The organism is Clostridium sp. UBA2485, assembly GCF_002341865.1.
Classification (GTDB): domain Bacteria; phylum Bacillota; class Clostridia; order Clostridiales; family Clostridiaceae; genus Clostridium_J.
This window is the reverse complement of the sequence record NZ_DDOV01000116.1, coordinates 25,594-45,294: the sequence shown is the minus strand read 5'-3', so window position 1 is coordinate 45,294 and position 19,701 is coordinate 25,594. Positions and strand designations below refer to the sequence as shown.

16 protein-coding genes are annotated in these 19,701 nt (G+C 27.5%); all 16 read left to right on the top strand.

Annotation, left to right across the window (positions count from 1 at the left end; all coding sequences use genetic code 11):
• The first annotated feature begins 15 nt into the window (after positions 1–15).
• The 16 genes from B3603_RS21485 (at position 16) to hutI (ending at position 19,698) form a co-directional block, all read left to right on the top strand.
• The gene (locus tag B3603_RS21485) at positions 16–1,191 is read left to right on the top strand and encodes a DegT/DnrJ/EryC1/StrS family aminotransferase (RefSeq protein ID WP_291568819.1); all 1,176 of its coding nucleotides are present in this window, start codon (positions 16–18) and stop codon (positions 1,189–1,191) included.
• A gap of 127 nt (positions 1,192–1,318) precedes the next feature.
• Positions 1,319–2,560, top strand: coding sequence for an O-antigen ligase family protein (locus B3603_RS21480; protein WP_291568817.1), 1,242 nt, complete (start codon positions 1,319–1,321; stop codon positions 2,558–2,560).
• Between the two features lie 169 nt (positions 2,561–2,729).
• A complete protein-coding gene (locus B3603_RS21475; RefSeq protein WP_291568815.1) occupies positions 2,730–3,383 on the top strand; it encodes a sugar transferase in 654 nt (217 codons plus the stop codon).
• A gap of 12 nt (positions 3,384–3,395) precedes the next feature.
• Positions 3,396–4,112, top strand: a complete 717-nt coding sequence (locus tag B3603_RS21470) for a WecB/TagA/CpsF family glycosyltransferase (RefSeq protein ID WP_291568813.1) — start codon at positions 3,396–3,398, stop codon at positions 4,110–4,112.
• A gap of 10 nt (positions 4,113–4,122) precedes the next feature.
• Positions 4,123–4,254, top strand: coding sequence for a hypothetical protein (locus tag B3603_RS21465; RefSeq protein WP_291568811.1), 132 nt, complete (start codon positions 4,123–4,125; stop codon positions 4,252–4,254).
• A 181-nt stretch (positions 4,255–4,435) separates the two neighbouring features.
• Positions 4,436–5,545: a glycosyltransferase gene (locus B3603_RS21460; RefSeq protein ID WP_291568809.1), complete on the top strand. Its 1,110-nt coding sequence runs from the start codon at positions 4,436–4,438 to the stop codon at positions 5,543–5,545.
• Between the two features lie 14 nt (positions 5,546–5,559).
• Positions 5,560–7,113, top strand: coding sequence for a murein biosynthesis integral membrane protein MurJ (gene murJ / locus B3603_RS21455; protein WP_291568808.1), 1,554 nt, complete (start codon positions 5,560–5,562; stop codon positions 7,111–7,113).
• A 55-nt stretch (positions 7,114–7,168) separates the two neighbouring features.
• On the top strand, positions 7,169–7,717 hold the full coding sequence (locus B3603_RS21450) for a nitroreductase family protein (RefSeq protein WP_291568805.1): 549 nt from the start codon (positions 7,169–7,171) through the stop codon (positions 7,715–7,717).
• A 404-nt stretch (positions 7,718–8,121) separates the two neighbouring features.
• Positions 8,122–9,462: an ABC transporter substrate-binding protein gene (locus tag B3603_RS21445; RefSeq protein WP_291568803.1), complete on the top strand. Its 1,341-nt coding sequence runs from the start codon at positions 8,122–8,124 to the stop codon at positions 9,460–9,462.
• Positions 9,463–9,474: 12 nt separating this feature from the next.
• The gene (locus B3603_RS21440) at positions 9,475–10,911 is read left to right on the top strand and encodes an O-antigen ligase family protein (RefSeq protein WP_291568801.1); all 1,437 of its coding nucleotides are present in this window, start codon (positions 9,475–9,477) and stop codon (positions 10,909–10,911) included.
• Between the two features lie 715 nt (positions 10,912–11,626).
• Complete coding sequence (locus tag B3603_RS21435; RefSeq protein ID WP_291568799.1) at positions 11,627–13,336, top strand: peptide ABC transporter substrate-binding protein; 1,710 nt, start codon at positions 11,627–11,629, stop codon at positions 13,334–13,336.
• 386 nt (positions 13,337–13,722) lie between these two features.
• Entirely contained in the window at positions 13,723–14,583 is an 861-nt protein-coding gene (locus B3603_RS21430; RefSeq protein WP_291568797.1) for a DMT family transporter, read from the top strand.
• Between the two features lie 275 nt (positions 14,584–14,858).
• Positions 14,859–15,719, top strand: a complete 861-nt coding sequence (locus tag B3603_RS21425) for a DMT family transporter (RefSeq protein ID WP_291568795.1) — start codon at positions 14,859–14,861, stop codon at positions 15,717–15,719.
• 253 nt (positions 15,720–15,972) lie between these two features.
• Positions 15,973–17,496, top strand: coding sequence for a histidine ammonia-lyase (gene hutH / locus B3603_RS21420; RefSeq protein WP_291568793.1), 1,524 nt, complete (start codon positions 15,973–15,975; stop codon positions 17,494–17,496).
• A gap of 33 nt (positions 17,497–17,529) precedes the next feature.
• Positions 17,530–18,435: a glutamate formimidoyltransferase gene (gene ftcD / locus B3603_RS21415; protein WP_291568790.1), complete on the top strand. Its 906-nt coding sequence runs from the start codon at positions 17,530–17,532 to the stop codon at positions 18,433–18,435.
• A 21-nt stretch (positions 18,436–18,456) separates the two neighbouring features.
• Complete coding sequence (gene hutI / locus B3603_RS21410; RefSeq protein ID WP_291568788.1) at positions 18,457–19,698, top strand: imidazolonepropionase; 1,242 nt, start codon at positions 18,457–18,459, stop codon at positions 19,696–19,698.
• Positions 19,699–19,701: the final 3 nt, after the last annotated feature.

The window sequence follows — 19,701 nt, the reverse complement described above, 5'->3', positions numbered from 1 at the left end:
GAGGAGTGAAGAATAATGTCAAAAACTGAAGTTAGAAAAACTTTTTTACCTTATGCATTACCATTAATTGGAGAAGATGATATAAATGAGGTTGTAGATGCCCTAAAATCAGGATGGATTGCAAAAGGACCTAGAACTATAGAAATGGAAAAAAAATTTGCAGAATATACAGGAGCTAAGCATGCTATTGCTATGAATTCGGCTACAGCAGCACTACACATAGCTTTAGTAGCCAATGGAGTAGGACCGGGAGATGAAATAATAACAACACCTATGACTTTTTCAGCTTCTGCAAATACTATAATACATACTGGTGCAATACCAGTTTTTGTAGATGTTGATCCAGTTACTTTCTGCATAGATCCAAATAAAATAGAAGAAAAAATTACAGAAAAAACTAAAGGTATAGTACCAGTTCATTATACAGGTCATGCTTGTGATATGGATAAAATATGGGAGATAGCGAAAAAACATAATTTATTTGTATCAGAGGATGCTGCACATGCTGTAGATACTAAATATAAAGGAAAAAGAATTGGTGCAGAAGGACAATGCGCATCTTTTAGCTTCTATGCTACTAAAAATATTTGTACTGGAGAAGGCGGAATGCTTACAACTAATGATGATGAAATAGCAGAAAAAGCTAGAATATTATCAAGTCATGGTATGAGTAAAGCAGCATGGAATAGATACGGAAAAGGTGGCTCATGGAGATATGATATAGAATATCCAGGATATAAATATAATATGTTTGATATCCAAGCAGCACTAGGGTTAAGACAGCTTGATAAAATAGATGATATGCAAAACAGAAGAATAGAAATTGCAAAGGCATATAATAATGCTTTTGAAAATATGAAGGAAATTACAACTCCGGTAACTAAAGACTACTGTGATCATGCATGGCATTTATATGTTATTGAATTAAATCTAGATGAATTAACTATTGATAGGGATAAATTTATAGAAGAAATGTCAGAAGAGAATATAGGAACAAGTGTACATTTTATACCTGTACATTTAATGTCTTATTATAAAAATGAATTTGGATATAAAGAAGGGGATTTCCCAGTAACAGAAAACCACTTTAATAAAATTTTATCACTACCATTATATCCAAAAATGTCTGATGAAGATATAGAAGATGTAATATATGCAGTTAAGAGAATTGTAGACAAATATAAAAAATAATTTTTTGAAATGTCCCTTACACTTAGTAGGGGACGCTTTTAAACAAGACAACTTGAAAAAATAATTAGTTGTTTTTGAAAAGGTCTAAGAGATTTTAAATTATAAAGTTGGTGTTTAAATGAGTATTATGTCACAGGTAATATATTTTTTAATATGTACTTACATAGTAATACTTCCACTAATTAGTGAAAGTATAGGAAAATTTAGCAAAATTTCTGATGTATTATTAATATTGATAATACTACTTTATGTTATTAACATGCTTTTATCTTCAGAAAATAGAAAAAAACTTTGGGGAAATTTAAAAGATTTCTTATCATCACTTTTAGGAATATCCATGCTATTACTATCATTTATTATGATATTTTCTATTTCTTATGCTACAGAAAAAGGGTTATCAATTATGGAAACTTTTAGATTTATAACTTATATTGGTCTTATATTCATAATAAAATATGAGGCTAACAGTAAAGAGAGAATTAAAACCATAATTAGATGCTTTTTGTTGACTACAACCTTACTTTGTATTTTTGGAGTAATTCAATATTTCACTGGAATAGGATTAAATGAAAAATTTACAGGTTTAGAAGCTAGTGGTACAGTAGTAAGAATTACATCTACTATGCAAAATCCTAATGGGTTTGGAGCATATTTAGTATTAGCTTTTTTTCCTATTATGATGCTAAGCTTTAGTACAAAAAATAATAGGCTTAAAGGATTTTATGTAGTTCTATCTTTATTTGTATTAATTAATTTATTGCTTACAGCCTCTAGAAACTCAATTATAGGGCTTGTAATTGGATTTGTAGTTTTAGGAATTTTATATAGCTATAAGTTTTTATTCTTATTTTTACTTGGTATACCTATATTTTTATTTGATAAATCTCTTTTATCAAGGTTTACAAATATTACAGAAGAAATCCTTAATGGACCTAGAATAAAGCTATGGCAAATTGCAAGAATGATGATAAAAGAACATCCTATATTAGGAGTGGGAAATGGAAACTATGTATCATTATATGATGAATATGTTAAAAAATATCCCCAATATAAATATCCTGACTACCACAGATTTAGTAGTCACAACTCTTATTTAAAAATACAAAGTGAATTGGGTATATTTGGTATAGCATTGTTTATATCCACATTAGTAGCTTCAATTAAAACTATAATAGGAGTGTATAAAAAATCAAAGGATAAGTATTATAAATTTTTTTATATGGGATTTATGGCATCAGCTGCAGGATTTTTACTTATGAATATGCTTGATAACTTATTTTTTTCACCACAAACAACAACTTATTTTTGGGTATTTATAGGATTAGGAGAGGCTATATTATTGCAATTTAAAAAGCATAAAGTATCTTAATAATTAAAGATTAGGCATGTAAAATAAAATAACTGTTCAAAATATGGAATGAATGTTTTGCTAATAGTGAGGATATTAGTGAAATTTGTGACCTTAGTATGAGCAAAATATGTCACCATATAGATTATTTACTTATTTATTAATGCCTTGTTAAATGGAGGAAATGTTAATGCATAATAATGACATTAGAATAGATGTTTATAGTGAGATTAAAGGTAAATCTATACAATTTGCAATTAAGAGATTAATGGATATAATATTCTCTTTGATAGGTATAATTATTTTATCTCCAATATTTTTGATACTTACTATATGGATAAAACTTGATTCTAAGGGACCAGCGGTTTTTAAGCAAGTTAGAGTTGGAAAAAATGGAAAAAATTTTACGATATATAAATTTAGAACTATGGTGGTTTCAGCAGAAGCTAAAAGAGAATTAGAAATTGATCCAAGCAATATGGATAATTTTGTGTTTCAAAGCAGATCAGATAATAGGGTGACTAGAGTAGGAGCTTTTTTAAGAAAAACTAGTTTAGACGAAATACCACAATTGTTTAATGTTTTATTTGGGCATATGAGCTTAATAGGTCCTAGACCGGAGATACCTGATGTAGTTAAATATTACCCAGAAAATTATTATCAAAGACTTTTGGTATTGCCTGGAATAACAGGATTAGCACAGGTAAATGGAAGAGGAGAAATTGAATTAGGAAAAACTATATATTATGATTTAACATATATAAAAAACTTTTCATTATGGCTAGATATAAAAATACTTTTTCAAACGGTAGTAAAAGTATTTAAGAATGAAGGAGCTTTTTAATTGGAGGATCTAATGGGTATAGAATTATTAAATTACACTATATTTTCAGGATATAAAAAAGAACTAATTGATTATGTAGTGCAAAAAGAGAAAGTAAATATTATTTCTGGCAATCCAGAAATATTAAATTTGGGATTAACAGATGAAACTTTATTTAGGAGTTTTACTGACAATAATTCTGTAATTATACCGGATGGTATAGGTACAGTAATAGCTTCGAAATTAGTTAAAACTCCTGTAAAGGAAAAAATAGCTGGTATTGAAGTTATGGAAGAATTGATTAAGTATTGTGAACTTGAAGAAAAGCCAGTATATCTTTTAGGAACTTCACAAGAGAATTTAGATGGATGTATAAATAAATTAAAAATAAAATATCCTAAGATAAACATTGTAGGAAGCCATAATGGATATTTTGATATGAATAGTTGTGATCATATTGTAGAGGAAATTAAAGACAAAAGTCCCTATGCACTATTTATAGCTATGGGTGCTCCTAGACAAGAGAATTTCATAATAAAATACATGGAAGAATTACCTTGTAATATATTTATGGGTGTAGGAGGTAGTTTTGATGTTATTTCAGGTAAAGTAAACAGAGCACCTAAGTGGATGATAAATTTAGGCCTTGAATGGCTTTATAGAACGGTAAAAGAACCTTGGAGGATTAAGAGATTAGGTGAGATACCTAAATTCCTTCATAAAGTTGTTAAGGCATCTGAAAGGGAATAATAGATTAAAGATGTTAGTATATTTTATATCAGACAAGGCGTCAGATTCTGCTCATAGTGGAGCTATGGGCGGGTTCTGTAAGCGTAGTATGATGGGAAATAGGCTAACATACTGGTCTATTATTCTTTTGCAGATGCCTTAGAGCAAATAATGCTATGCAAATTATAATTAAAGAGTATAATAAATATAGAGCAAAAAGGCTCTATATTTTTATTTATTAATATTAATTTTAAAAATTATATATCTAAAAATCAATTTAAGAAATTAATTCATAAAGAATTAATTTCAACTATAATTGTGAATTTTGCATTAATTTATAGGAGGTGTTTAAAATAAAAGTACTTCATATTATTTCAGGCAATGACAATGGAGGAGGAGCTAATCATATATTAAATCTTTGCAGTAGTGAAAATAAGTATTTTGATAATATATTAGGCTGTCTTGGAGATGGATATCTATATGATAGAGTAAAAAATACTGATATGCCTCATAAATTTTTTAAAAAAGATATTATTAATAAGGAAATTATAGAGTTTGTAAATTCTAATAAAATAGATATTGTAAATTTTCATGGAGCTCAACCTTTTTTAATCCATTATTTTATTAGAAGAAAATTAAAAGCTGTTACTACAGCTACAATTCATAGTGATTACAGATATGACTTCTTAAATAATAAAATTAAGTATTATATCTATACTCCTCTTAGTATTTTAGGATTAAAGAGTTTTAATAATTATATTTGTGTGTCTCAAAATTTGCTAAATTTATTAGATGAAAAACATTTTATTGGTGAGAAAACTGTTGTGAATAATGGTATTGATATAAAAAAAATATTTTTAAAAGAAGATAAAATTGATATAAGAGAAAAGTTAAATATTACTGATGATGATTTCATTTTTGGTGTAGTAGGAAGATTTCATCCTATAAAAAATTATATAAATATAATTAAGGCTTTCGGAAAGTTTAGTAATGAAAAATCTAATAGTAAATTAATTTTAATGGGTGACGGCGGATTAAGGGAGGATATAGAAAAGGTTATAAAAGAATTAAATCTAGAAGATAAGATTATTTTAACAGGTTTTATTGATAATGTAACAGATTATTTATCTATTTGTAACTGTAGTATAATAGCTTCCTATAGTGAAGGCGGTGCTCCACCATTAGCTATGTTAGAATCTGCTATAGTTAAAACTCCTATAATTTCTACTAAAGTAGGAGATTTAGAGAATATTATAAATCCGTCTAATGGAATTATAATTAACTCACAAAATGAAAAGGATATTTATATAGCGATGCAGGAATGTTACGATAAAAGAAAGTATTTACAAGCTATGGGAGAAAACATATATAATTTAGTTTTAGAGAAGTTTACAATAGAAAAATTTTGGAGTAATTATTATAGTTTTTATAAATCTATAATAGACAATAACTAATTTGGAGTAGGTAAATGAGTAAAAGTAAAATAGTTAAAAGTTCGATTTTTGTAATGATTTTAGTTATATTAGGAAAGTTTTTAGGCATAGCTAGAGATTCCCTTATGCTAGCTAAATTTGGAGCTACTAGAGAAGCTGATATTTATGTTTGGGCTTTAGGTGTAATATACTTATTTACAAGTATAGGCTATGGGCTCAGTACAACTATAATACCTTTTATAACTGAAATGAACAGTGAAAATGAATTAAAAGAAAGAAAAGTTTTTGTAAATAATGTACTTACAGTATCTATGATTTTTACCTTAGCAATAACTATATTAGGTATTATTTTTTCAGATCAAATAGTTTATTATTTTGCAAATAGTTTTACAGTTAATAGAGAGCTAAGTATATTGACCTCTAAAATACTTAGAATAATGTTTTTATCTGTATTATTTTTAACTCTTCAGGGGGTACTAGCAGGTACACTTCAAGGACATCAACATTTTATTGCTCCTACAGCAATGGCAGCAGTAGCAAATTTAGTATATATAGTATATTTAGTATTTTTTGTTGATAGTTTTGGAGTTATAGGTTTTGCAGTTGCTACAGTGATAGCCTTTATGTCTCAGTATTTAATAAATGTACCTAAGTTTATTTCTTTAGGTTACAAATATAAATTTACGCTTGATTTAAAAGATGAAAAGCTTAAAAAATTATTGATACTTATGATACCTATAATAATAAGTACGTCTTCAATACAGCTGAACTTATTTGTTAATAAGTCTTTTGCAACTTCTCTTTATGAAGGTGCAACAGCTATATTAGAATGTGCCAACAAGTTAACTATGATGACTTATGAGGTTTTTGCAGTAGTTGTATCAATGATTATATATCCTATATTAGCCTCTCATATTTCAGAAAAAAATAATAAGAAATTTAAAGAAGCATTGAATAAGGGAATTGCCATTATTCTTCTTATTATGATACCTGCAACTATAGGAATCATAGTTTTAAGAGAACCACTTATAAGCTTAATATATGAAAGAGGAAAGTTTACTAATGAAAATGTAAAATTAGCAGCTAATGCACTATTATTATATTCACCAGCAATGATAGCTTATGGGATTAGAGATGTTTTAAGTAGAGGCTTTTATTCTATAAAAGACACTAAAACTCCTATGATAAATAGTTTAATAGGCATAGTCTTAAATTATTTATTTAGCTTTATCCTATATAAAAAAATGGGAGTAGAAGGCTTAACTCTTTCTGCAAGCTTATCAGCAATAATTACAGCAATAATATTAAGTAGAGCTTTAAGTAAAAGGTTCGAAGGACTAGGTATGAGTAGTATAATTGTAGATATGATAAAAATATTGATATCTTCGGTATTAATGGGAATATTGGTGTTATTTAGTAGTACATATTTAAAAGATATTCTTACAGTTGCTAGATTAAGTGAGGCTATAATTATATTAACTTCCACCTTAATAGGAATTATATCTTATGCAGCACTTTGTTATCTATTAAAAATACAGGTATTTATAGATTTTTTAAATCATTTTAAAGGAAAAGCTAAAAACTCTTAACTATTACATTATTTTTATAAAAACACACATAATAAAATTGAGGAGTGTGATTTTCATGGAATTTTATGATGTAATAAAAGAAAGAGTTAGTGTAAAAAAATATAAAAATGATGAGGTGGAAAAAGATAAGCTATTTAAGATGATAAATTCAACTATGAGGGCTCCATCGTGGAGAAATAAGAGCTCATATAAGCTTATAATAGTAAAAGATGAAGTATTAAAGGGAAGAATATCAGAAGCTATATTAAATAGTGGAAATGAAGCAGCTAGTGCAGTTATTGAGGCACCTATAGTAGTTGTATTTATAGCTAATCCAGAAGAATCTGGAGAGGTAGATAATAAAGAGTTTTATTTAGTAGACGCATCTATTGCTATGGAACATTTTGTTTTAGCTGCTACTGCTGAAGGATATGGAAGCTGTTGGGTCGCAGCATTAGATGAAGATAGGGTAAAAGAGGCACTTAAAATACCAAATAACTTTAGAGTTATTGCTTTAACGCCTATAGGTAAAAGTGACGAACAAGTAAAACATAATGATAAAAAAGATATAAATGATTTTGTATTCTTAAATAGTTTTAATAATCCATATACAGAAAATGTTTAATAAAATAAAATGACCATAATAATATATGGTCATTTTACTTTAATCGAAAATTAAGAATCAAAGTTACTAATTATGGTTAAAACTCCACAGTCAAAACTTTTGAAGTTTTTTAGCATAAATTTTATTTTAGAAATTCACTAAGGGTGAATTTCTTCGTAAATGATAAAATATTAGATTATAATTTTACTTTTTTAAAAAAAGGTTTATAATAATATTTTGTAAAAGCACATTTATTACTATCTTTTTAAATTGAAATATTAGAGATAGCATTAAAATATCAATTAAAAGTATTAATTTTTGTTTTGAATTTTAATATGGTATAATTTAATTGGTTTTTTTAAAACTCCATGTCAATTAGGTTATAAAATCTTTTAAAGAATAAGTAATTATAATCGGAGGTTATTATGAAAGATTTTTTTAAAAAATATAGTAAGTACATAATATTTACCTTTGTTGTTTTATTAGGTTCATTTATGTACAAAATTCTTGTTGATGGCAACAAAGAGGAAAGAGCAATAATACCAAAAGAAATGGAAGGAAGAAAAGTAGTTAATTTTTGGATGATGACTGCAACTGATTCTCAATTAAGAGAAAATCAGATTAATAAATTTAATGCTAGTCAAGATGAAATTTATGTAAGATTTCAATACTTTAAAGATTTAGATTATGTTAACAGATTAAAAGTTTCATTGTATTCTGATGATGGACCAGATATATTTCAATATGGTTATACAGAATTAATTAAAAATGATAAAATTGCTAATCTAAAAGATTTAAACCTAGACTTAAACAAAGTTGGAGAGGATAAATTATTTTATTATGATAAAAATCCTATAGGAATAAAGCTATCTGGTAGCAATGTAAAACTAGCTTGGAATAAAGAAATATTCAAAGAATGTGGATTAGATCCAGAAAGACCTCCAAGAACTTGGGATGAGGTAATCGAGTATTCATTAAAAATAAAAGAGAAGAATCCAGATATAATACCTTTTCAATTTCCATTTGGTAAATATGCATCAATGAAAGCTGTTATAGGTGTGCCAAGTTTAGTTGATGGAAATATTTATACAAGTTTTTGGGACTATAAGCAAGGAAAATTTGATTTTTCAGCTTCTAAAAGAATACTAGAAGTTTATAAAAAAATGTATGATTTAGAAATAATTCCAGAAGATTTTATGGAAAAAGATAAAAAGCAGGTAAGAAATGATTTTTATTTTGAACAATCTGCTATGTATTTATCTACTTTTGAGGATAAAAATAATTTTTATAATGCACAACCACTAAGTTTTCAAATTGGAGTAGAAGATATACCTAAATTCAATGTCAATGATAAACCTGTAAGACATTATATAGATCCTTTTACATATATAGTTGTAAACAAAGAAACTAAGGAAAAAGAAGCAGTTGAAGAGGTTTTAGAGTGGATAGTAAGTGATAATGTTAATAGCGAAATAATGCAGCTAAATAAAGGGCTACCATTATTACTTGACAATAAAGATGTAAATCTAGGAGATAATCCACTAAATAAATATAATAATTCAGATAATTATATAGTTGAAAAGTATGATCCAACTGTGTTTATAACCTATAGTCAAACAGGAACTTTAGACGAGCTTTATGCTGCTATAACAGGAAAAAAACCTATAGATGAAGTAATAAAAAATTTAAATAAATATTATGAGGAATTTTATAAATTTGAAGTTGAGAAAAATAAGTTTAACTTTGATTTATATACAGATAAGTAGGAAGGTGTAATTATGGACATTAAGAAGTTAATAAATAAATATTATAAATTAGGGTTAATTTCACTTGCTTTATCGATAGTTCTAGCCCTTCCTATAATGATGCAATATGGAAAAAAGGACGCTGTCATGTTTGTAGGGTCAGCATTTTTTCTTGTGCTAGAAATACTATTGCTATTTAAAGATAAAAGATTATCTATTCTACTATTTATTTTATCTTTTCCAATCCTAGTAATTGCTCGTAAATTTTGTTATTTTAACTTATTTATATTTAAAATAACCTTTGAAACCATTTATATTTCTATAGCTTTTGTTGTTAGCTTTAAAGAGATAAAAAATACTATCTTACGATTATTACAGAATAAAGGAAGTTTAAATTTTAAATTTATAATATATACAATAATTTTTTTAATACTGGCGGTAAATAGTAGCATATTTTCTCATAATGTATTAAATAGTGCTGCTAATGTTTATATAAGTATTATAATACCTATTGCTTTTATACTTGTGGTACTTGCTAATCTTTCAAAGAGTGATAAGTATTATGTTTATTATGCATTGATAGCAGGACTAGATTTTAGTTGTTTATATGGCATAGCACAAATGAGAGGAGTATCCTTTTCTCAAGTTAAGTATCATAGATTATATTTAACCTTTGGATATCATAATGTTAATATTTTTTCTGCTGTGTTAATACTCATATTACCACTTCTTTTTGAAATGATTTTGTATAAGAAAAATAATATAAAGGAAAAAATATTTTTATTTATATCTTTTGGCTTATTTTCTTTAGCTACTTATATGACTTATTCAAGAGGAGCATGGCTTTGCTATTTAATATCCGTTGGAATTATATTTATAAGTAAAAAATATAAATATGTAGCTTTATTAGAGTTATTAGCAATACCTATAGCTTTTAAGCCTGTAATGTCTAAGATATTAACTAGAGGTTATGCAACAACAAGTTTCTTTATGAGTCAGTCAAATATGGCAAGAATTCAAGCTTACTTTACTTCTTTTGTAATGATGATAGCACATCCCTTTGGTATTGGCGGAGGAAGTTATGGTGATATGTACTTAAAATATGCGGAAAAGGGATATCTTAATATGCCTGATTTGATGAGAGCAAACCTTCAAGTAGCAGATTACTCATTAGAACATGCCCATAACTTATTACTTCAAATAGGGGTGGAATATGGGATAATAGTTATGATTTTATTTATAGTCATAATTGTAAATAGATTATCTGCTGCGCTAAAAGATTATGAGCATAATAGAGGGATTTTTGCTGCTATAATTGTATTTATAATTATATCAGTACTTACTGGAGGAGAATTTGATCATAAAGGAGTTATAACTCCTACATTAATATTATGGTTATTGTTTGGAATGACTATATTAAATTCAAAGAAGGATGAACGAAATACTAACAAGTTAAATACAAAAAAATAATGATATTAATAAAGTTATTTATTGAGGTGCATGGATACTAAGTATCTATGCATTTTTTAATTATAGTAATTCTAAAAAACATACTTAATTTTTAAGTATGTTTTTATTTTTTTACAAAAGAATATATTTTAATTTATCGAAGTTTATTTAAATATATAAAATTATGATAAATATATTAAAAAACACAATTAATACTAGAAATTTTGTTATATAATAATAAGTTTTATTAAATATATAATTAACTTTAAAAATACTGGCAAGAAAATAGCTAAAAATGCGGAATTTTATATTTGTTAAAATATTGACTTTAAAATTATGGTAATATATCATATAGATATAAATGTATAGAAAATTAGAAAAATTAAAAATATTTAATAAAATATTCACTATATTTAAAAAATGTAAGAAATAAATATTTAAGTATAGGTTAAAAAATTTAATAATTGTGTTCATAAATAAACTTAAAATACAAATTATACATATTAATTTATTTCATCTTAGTATTCTTATGTACTTTATCTTATACTGAATTGCCGGAATCTAGCATAGTACTACTATTTCTATAACCTAACTTTTCGTATGACAGAAAACAACCTAAAAATTTTAACTAACTATTTTAGATGGTTAAGGATTTTGTTGAATAATTTTATTATCAATGGAAAATTCCGTTGATGAAATTTATTTAAATTTTATTTTTATCATAGGGGGATATATTATGAAAAATAAGAGGTTATTATCAACAATTTTATTTACAACAATGGTATCTTCAATGTTTTTTTCTGCTTGTAGCAATAAAAGTGCTGATAAGGAAAAAAAAGATGGGGAATCATTAACAAGTAAAGAAGAAATAAAAATGGATAAGGAACAGTACTTAAACTTTTTATTAGGAGCTGAACCAAAAACATTAGATCCAGCAAAAGTTTATGATATTTATTCTTCGCAAGTGCACGTAAATATAATGGAAGCATTAACTAGATTAGAGATTGATGGAAATGATAAAGAGGTTATAAATCCTGGTGCAGCTACAGAATGGTCATTATCTGATGATGGTTTAACTTGGACCTTTAAACTAAGAGAAATGAAATGGAGTGATGGAGTAGATGTTACTGCTGATCAATTTGTATATGGTATATTAAGAACATTAGCAGCGGATACAGCATCGCCGTGTGGATACTTGCTATATCCAATAAAGAATGCAGAAGCTTATAATGGAGGTAAGGCAAAAGCAGAGGATGTCGGAGTAAAAGCAATAGATGAACATACTTTAGAAATAAAACTTGAAGATCCATGTGCACATTTTTTAAATTTGACTTATTCAAAAATTATGGAGCCACAAAGAAAAGACATAATCGAAAAGCATGGAGATAGATATGGCTCAGAAGTAGATAGCATGGTATTCTGTGGACCATTTATAATGAAAGAGTGGATACACAATAATAGAATAGAATTAGAAAAGAATCCTACTTATTGGGATTCAGATGTGGTTAAACTTGAAAAAGTAAAAATGAAAGTTATAAAAGAAGAAAATTCTAGAATGAATGAATTACTTAACGGGTCTTTAGATATGGGGGGAGTAAGCAAAAAAGAGTGGATAGATAAGTTTGATGTTACTGGACAATTTGAAGTTAAAAAGAGCTATGATACTTCTGTGTGCTATACATTTTTTAATCAACAGGATAAATATTTTAAAAATGCAAAGATTAGAAAAGCATTTTTATTGGTAGATGATAGAGAAGGAGCTGTAAAAGCTTTATATAGGGATTTAGCAGAGCCTTCTTATGCTTGGGTACCGCCAGCAGTTCAAGTTGGAAATGATGAATTTAGAACAAAAACAAATTATAAGCCGGTGGATGAACTTAAGAAGGAAAATCTAGATGCTAAAAAGTTATTAATAGAAGGTCTAAAAGAAGAAGGATTGAACCCTGATCCATCTAAGCATACAATAAAATTACTTCAATCAGGAACAAGTTCTAAGGACAAAGAGTTTGCAGAGTTTAGCCAACAAAATTTTCAGTCAACATTAGGAGTAAAGATAGAGTGTGATTTTGTTGAATGGCCAATATTTCAAAAAAGAACAGGTGAAATGGATTATCAGCTAGCTTCTCAAGCAGTTTTTGCAGACTATAATGATCCTATGACTTATTTTGATATGTGGATGTCAATGGCTACCACTGTTCCAACAGGATGGGAAAATGAGAAATTTGATAATATAGTAAAAAAAGCAGGAAAAAGTATGGATAATGAGGAGAGAATTAAATTATTTAATGAAGCAGAAAAAATCTTTATATATGATGATGCAGTTATAAGTCCAACAGTTTGGAGATTTAAAAATACTTATGTACGTAAGTATGTTAAAAATTATATGTCGCCAACCTTTGGTTCACTAGATTTGAAAAAAATATATACAGATGGAAGAGAAAAATAGTTATTAATAACAAAGCGCAGTTTGTACTGCGCTTATTTTAATTTAAAAATATGCTTACTGCTTACTATAGAGAGGTAATTTTAAAATCACTATACAATTGAGAGTTGATTATTAGCAATAAATAATCCATAAACTTCTACTTTATAGAGGAAGTTTTAAATGGATTTCTTTTTTAAGTACACAATAATTTTTTACGATAACTTTATTTTGTAAAAGATAAAATTGTAAAGGTATTTAAAATACTGGATTTTAATAATATAATAAATATTGTTGTATTTAATTATTCATATATTTTTAAATTTAATGAATTATTTATATAATAAATTTTCATATATCTTATAAATACGTTATTTAAGATATATGATGATAAAACTAAGGAGGAGAATATGAAAAAGATACATGGCATACTGTATATTGTATTATCAGCAATAGCTTTTGGAATAATGCCTATACTTGCTAAATTAGCTTATAGCGGAGGAGCAAATGTACAAACAACGTTATTTCTAAGGTTTTCCTTTGCAACTTTAATGTTATTTTATTATATAAAAAGCAAAAATATATCTTTAAAGCTTGAAAAAAAACAATATGCACTTTTAATATTTTTAGGGGTAGCTGGGTATTCTTTAACATCAATGATGTTATTTTTATCTTATAATTATATATCTGTAGGTATGGCTACAATGATAATACATAGTTATCCAGCAATAGTTACTTTTTTATCTTTTGTATTTTATGGAGAGAAATTAAGTTTAAAAAAAATACTCTGTCTTATACTTTGTATTTTAGGAATATTTATAATGGTAGATTTAGGAGTAGCTACCTATGATGTAAAAGGAATTTTACTAGCTTTAATATCGGCTATAGGATATTCTTTTTATGTATTAGGAGCATCACATAAATATATCAAATCAACAAATAACTATGTTATTACTTTTTACATATCACTAGTATCTGCTATAAGTATATTAGCTATAGGATTACCAACTCAAACTATTAATTTAAATATAAAGTTCTATAGTTTAGTAGCAATACTGTTATTAGCCTTTATATCTACAGTTATAGCACTTATGGCATTTTTACAGGGAGTTAAAATTATCGGACCTTCTAATGCCTCTATATTTGGAACATTAGAACCTATTGTTACTTTAGTATTAGGAATACTGATATTAGGAGAAGGAGTACAATTTAAAACCATATTAGGAAGCATACTGATAATTATATCTATGATTATATTAGCAAAGGAATAATTTAAATAAAATGAATAATAACTCACTATATTTTAATATTTTAAAATATAGTGAGTTATTTTATTTATATATTAAACAAAAATGTTTACAAAGAATAAATATTTAAATATAATAGCATTAAAGGGGGGAGTTATATAATCATAAACTATAATAGAAAAATTTATAATAAAATATCATGTTATTATTTGAGATTTCTCATTGAGTAAAGACAGATTTTAATCATATATTGCTTTACATAATTTGTTGTAACTAAAGTGCTTAATGGGGGTAATAAAATGAAAAAAAATTATGGTGTTTTATACGTAGTAATGGCAGCTACTTTCTTTGGAATTATGCCAATATTAGCTAAAGTGGCTTATAGTGGAGGGGCAAATACCCAAACTACCTTATTTTTAAGGTTTTCTTTTGCAGCTATAATATTATTTCTTTACTTAAGATTTAAAAAGATATCTATAAGGCTTAAAAAAAGTCAACTTATTTTTATATTTGCTCTAGGGACCGTTGGATATGCAATGATGTCAGCATTGCTTTTTATGGCATACAATTATATGTCAGTAGGAGTAGCAACAATGACTTTATATATTTATCCTGCCATAGTAACAGTTTTATCTTCAATAATATATAAAGAAAGAATTAATGCAAAGAAGATAATGTGCTTATCCTTATGTATAATAGGAATATTTATAATGATAGATTTAGGTAGTGCTAGTTTTAGTACAACAGGAGTTATATTATCCTTATCAGCTTCATTATGCTATTCATGGTATGTATTAGGAGTATCTAATAATTATATAAAATCAATAGATAGTTACGTTATGAGTTTTTATGTGTCATTATCATCAGCTTTAGCTACTTTCGTAATAGGATTAATCACTAATAATTTAAATTTTCATATAAAAGTTTATGGATTAATTGCTATAGTTATGATTGCATTTATATCTACAGTGGTTGCATTGATGGCATTTTTGCAGGGCGTTAAAATAATTGGTCCTTCTAGTGCAGCTATATTTGGTACTTTAGAACCTATTGTTAGTTTAATATTAGGTGCATTAATATTAGGTGAAGCGCTAGCTTTTAAAACTATGCTAGGAAGCTTTCTTATAATAATATCTATGGTTATATTAGCTAGAGAATGAGAAAGGCTAAATTAAGTGTAAAATTTATTTAAAAACTACTAAGGTATTAAGAATAAAATTTTTACTATAACTCTTTATTTTTATTTACTGTGATTTTGTCACAGTTTTATTACTTTGTCGTGGTAAAGCAATAATATATTAAAAATATTCAGAATATTTTTATTTCATTTATTTAAAGGTTAAATCAATATTATAAAGAATTATATGTAATAATAATAATATTATTATTATTTATAAAAAAGGGGGCAAATATATGAACAAGGTTATTATAGATGGAAATAGTTTAACACTTCAACAAATAGTAGATGTAGCTAGAAATAATCATCTAGTAGAGCTTAGCGAAGAAGCAAAAGTAAGAGTTAACAAATCAAGAAACATAGTTGATAAAATTGTAGAAGATGATAAGGTTATATATGGAATAACTACAGGTTTTGGAAAATTTTCTGATGTTACAATTTCAGGTGAAGATTGCAAAGAATTACAAAGAAACTTAATAATTTCTCATGCTTGTGGTTTTGGAGATAAACTTGAAACACAATATGTTAGGGCAATTATGCTTTTAAGGGCTAATGCACTTTCAAAAGGATACTCAGGGATTAGACTATCTACATTACAAACATTAATAGATATGCTAAATAAAAAGGTACATCCTTCTATTCCAGAAAAGGGTTCCTTAGGAGCGTCAGGAGATTTAGCACCGCTTTCTCATATGGTACTTCCTATGCTTGGTGAAGGAGAAGCTGAGTATGATGGAGAAATACTATCAGGTAAGGAAGCTATGAAAAAAGCCAATATTGAAGTTATTGAGCTTACAACAAAAGAAGGATTAGCACTTATAAATGGAACTCAGGTTATGAACTCTATAGCTTCTATTGGAATTTATGATGCAATAAATCTAATGAAACTAAGTGACGTAGCAGCAGCTATGACATTAGAAGCACTAAGAGGAATTAAAGATGCCTACGATAAAAGAACTCACTTAATAAGAAATCATCAAGGACAAATTATTACTGCAGAAAACATATTAAATTTAGTTGAAGACAGCACGTTAGTAACAAATCAAGGAGAAATAAGAGTACAAGATGCTTATACTTTAAGATGTGTACCTCAAGTACATGGAGCAAGTAAAGATGCTATAAGATATATACAGAATGTAATAGAAACAGAAATTAATTCTGTTACAGATAATCCAATTGTTACAGAAGAAGGAGATGTAATATCAGGAGGAAATTTCCATGGGCAGCCTCTTGCTTTAAGTTGTGACTTTTTAGGAATTGCTGTAGCTGAAATGGCTAATATATCAGAAAGAAGACTTGAGAGATTAATAAACTATCAACTAAATGATTTACCACCATTTTTAGTTAAGCATGGTGGATTAAATTCAGGATTTATGATTACACAATATGCGGCAGCAGCACTAGTTTCAGAAAATAAAATATTAGCTCATCCAGCCAGTGTAGATTCTATACCTTCTTCAGCGAATCAAGAAGATCATGTAAGTATGGGAACTATAGCTGCAAGAAAAGCAAGAGATATAATAAAAAATACTCAAAGAGTTTTAGCAACAGAGGTTTTAGCTGCTTGTCAAGCAATAGACTTTAGGGAAGGCTTTACTTTAGGTAAAGGAACTAAAGAATGTTATAAGGCAGTTAGGGAAGTTACAGATTTTATTGATAAAGATGTTGTTATGTATAAAGAATTAGACAAAGTTTTAGAGATTATTGTTGATAATACAATATTAGACAAGGTTGAAAAAGTAGTAAAAATAAATTATTAAAATATTATTTATTACATAGGGAGGGAGATTTTTATGGCAAGAATTATTGAGTGTATTCCTAATTTCAGTGAAGGAAGAGATAAAGAAAAAATAGAGAAGATTATTGATACTGTNNATACTGTAAGAGGAGTAGAAGGGGTAAAATTACTGGATTACTCTAGCGATGCAGATCATAATAGAACTGTTGTTACACTAGTAGGTGAGCCAACAGCGGTAGAAAATACTATTATTAACATGGCGGAAAAAGTTTATGGGCTTATAGATATGAGTGTTCATCATGGCGGACATCCTAGAATGGGGGCTCTAGATGTAGTACCATTTGTACCGATTAGTGATGTATCAATGGATGAATGTGTAGAGATAGCTAATAGAGTAGGTAAAGTTATAGGAGAAAGATTCTCAATACCTGTTTATTTATATGAAAAAGCAGCATCTGCTCCACATAGAGAGAATTTAGCTACTGTTAGAAAGGGGCAATATGAAGGATTCTTTGAAAAGATTAAAGAAGAAAATTGGAAACCAGATTATGGTCCAAGTGAAGTAAATGTTAAAGGTGGATGTGTTGCAATATCTGCTAGACAGCCTTTAGTAGCTTTCAATGTAAATTTAGGTACAGATAATTTAGAAATTGCAGATAAAATTGCTAAAACTATAAGACATCTAGGTGGAGGACTAAGATTCGTTAAAGCTATGGGCGTTATGCTTGAAGAAAGAAATATAGCACAGGTTTCTATGAATTTAGTTAACTATGAAAAAACAGCAGTTTATAGAGCATTTGAAATGGTTAAGATGGAAGCAAAACGCTATGGAGTACCTGTAATAGGTAGTGAGGTTATTGGACTTTTACCTATGGCTGCATTAATTAATAGTGCAGAATACTATTTGCAAATAGAAAACTTCTCTATGGATCAAATATTAGAAAAAAGAGTAAGCGAATAAAGTTAAAGAGGGAGGTACTTCATGTCAATCATAATAAAAAATATTGACTGTTTAGTAACTTGTGAAGGTAGCCATAAAAAAACTAAAGAAGAAATGAACGATGCTAAAATTATAAATAATGGTTATGTTGTTATTAGCAATGATATAATAACTGAGGTTGGAACTGGGGATGGATATAATAAATATTTATCAGAAAATTATACCATTATTGATGGAAAAGGTAAAACTGTAGCTCCAGGACTTGTAGATCCTCATACTCATTTAGTGTATTCAGGATCAAGAGAAAGAGAACTTCCACTTAAATTAAACAAGGTAGGATATATTGAAATATTAAACAGTGGTGGTGGCATATTAAGCACTGTTGATAGTACTAGGAAAGCTCCTTTTGAACAGTTAGTGAAAGAGAGTAAAGCTAGATTAGATATAATGCTAAATCATGGTACTACTACTGTTGAAAGTAAATCAGGATATGGATTAGATTTAGAAACAGAAGCTAAGATTTTAAATGTAAATAAAGAGCTTAATAAAATTCATCCTGTGGATATAGTATCAACTTTTATGGGTGCTCATGCTATTCCTAAAGAATATACGGGAAAAAGAGCTGAATTTATAAAAGTAATTAAAGATATGATTCCATATATTAAGGAGAATAATTTAGCAGAATTCATAGATTGTTTTTGTGAGGAGGGCGTATTTACTACAGAAGAGTGTAGAGAAATACTCTCCTTGGGAAGAGAGTATGGATTGATTCCTAAAATTCATGCAGATGAAGTGGAATCTGTAGGGGGAGCTGAACTTGCAGGAGAAATAAAGGCAATCTCTGCAGAACATCTAATTGCTGCAAGTGATAAAGGGATAGAAGCACTAGCTGATAATGGAGTGGTAGCAGTATTACTTCCATCAACTGCCTTTTATTTAATGCTTGGAAGATTTGCAAGGGCAAGAGAAATGATAGACAAAGGTGTTTGTGTAGCATTGGCTACAGATTGTAATCCTGGTACTTCACCAACAGAATCTATGCAAACTGTAATGACTTTTGCTTCTTTTGGAATGAGAATGTTCCCAGAGGAAATTATAAATGCTATGACTATAAATGCAGCAGCTTCTATGAATAGAGAAAAGGAAATAGGAAGTATTGAAGTAGGAAAAAAAGCTGATATAGTTATTTTTAATGCTAAAAATTTAAATTATTTAATATATCATTTTGGAATAAACTCTGTATATAAGGTTATTAAAAATGGTAATATTGTAGTGGGAAACTAATAT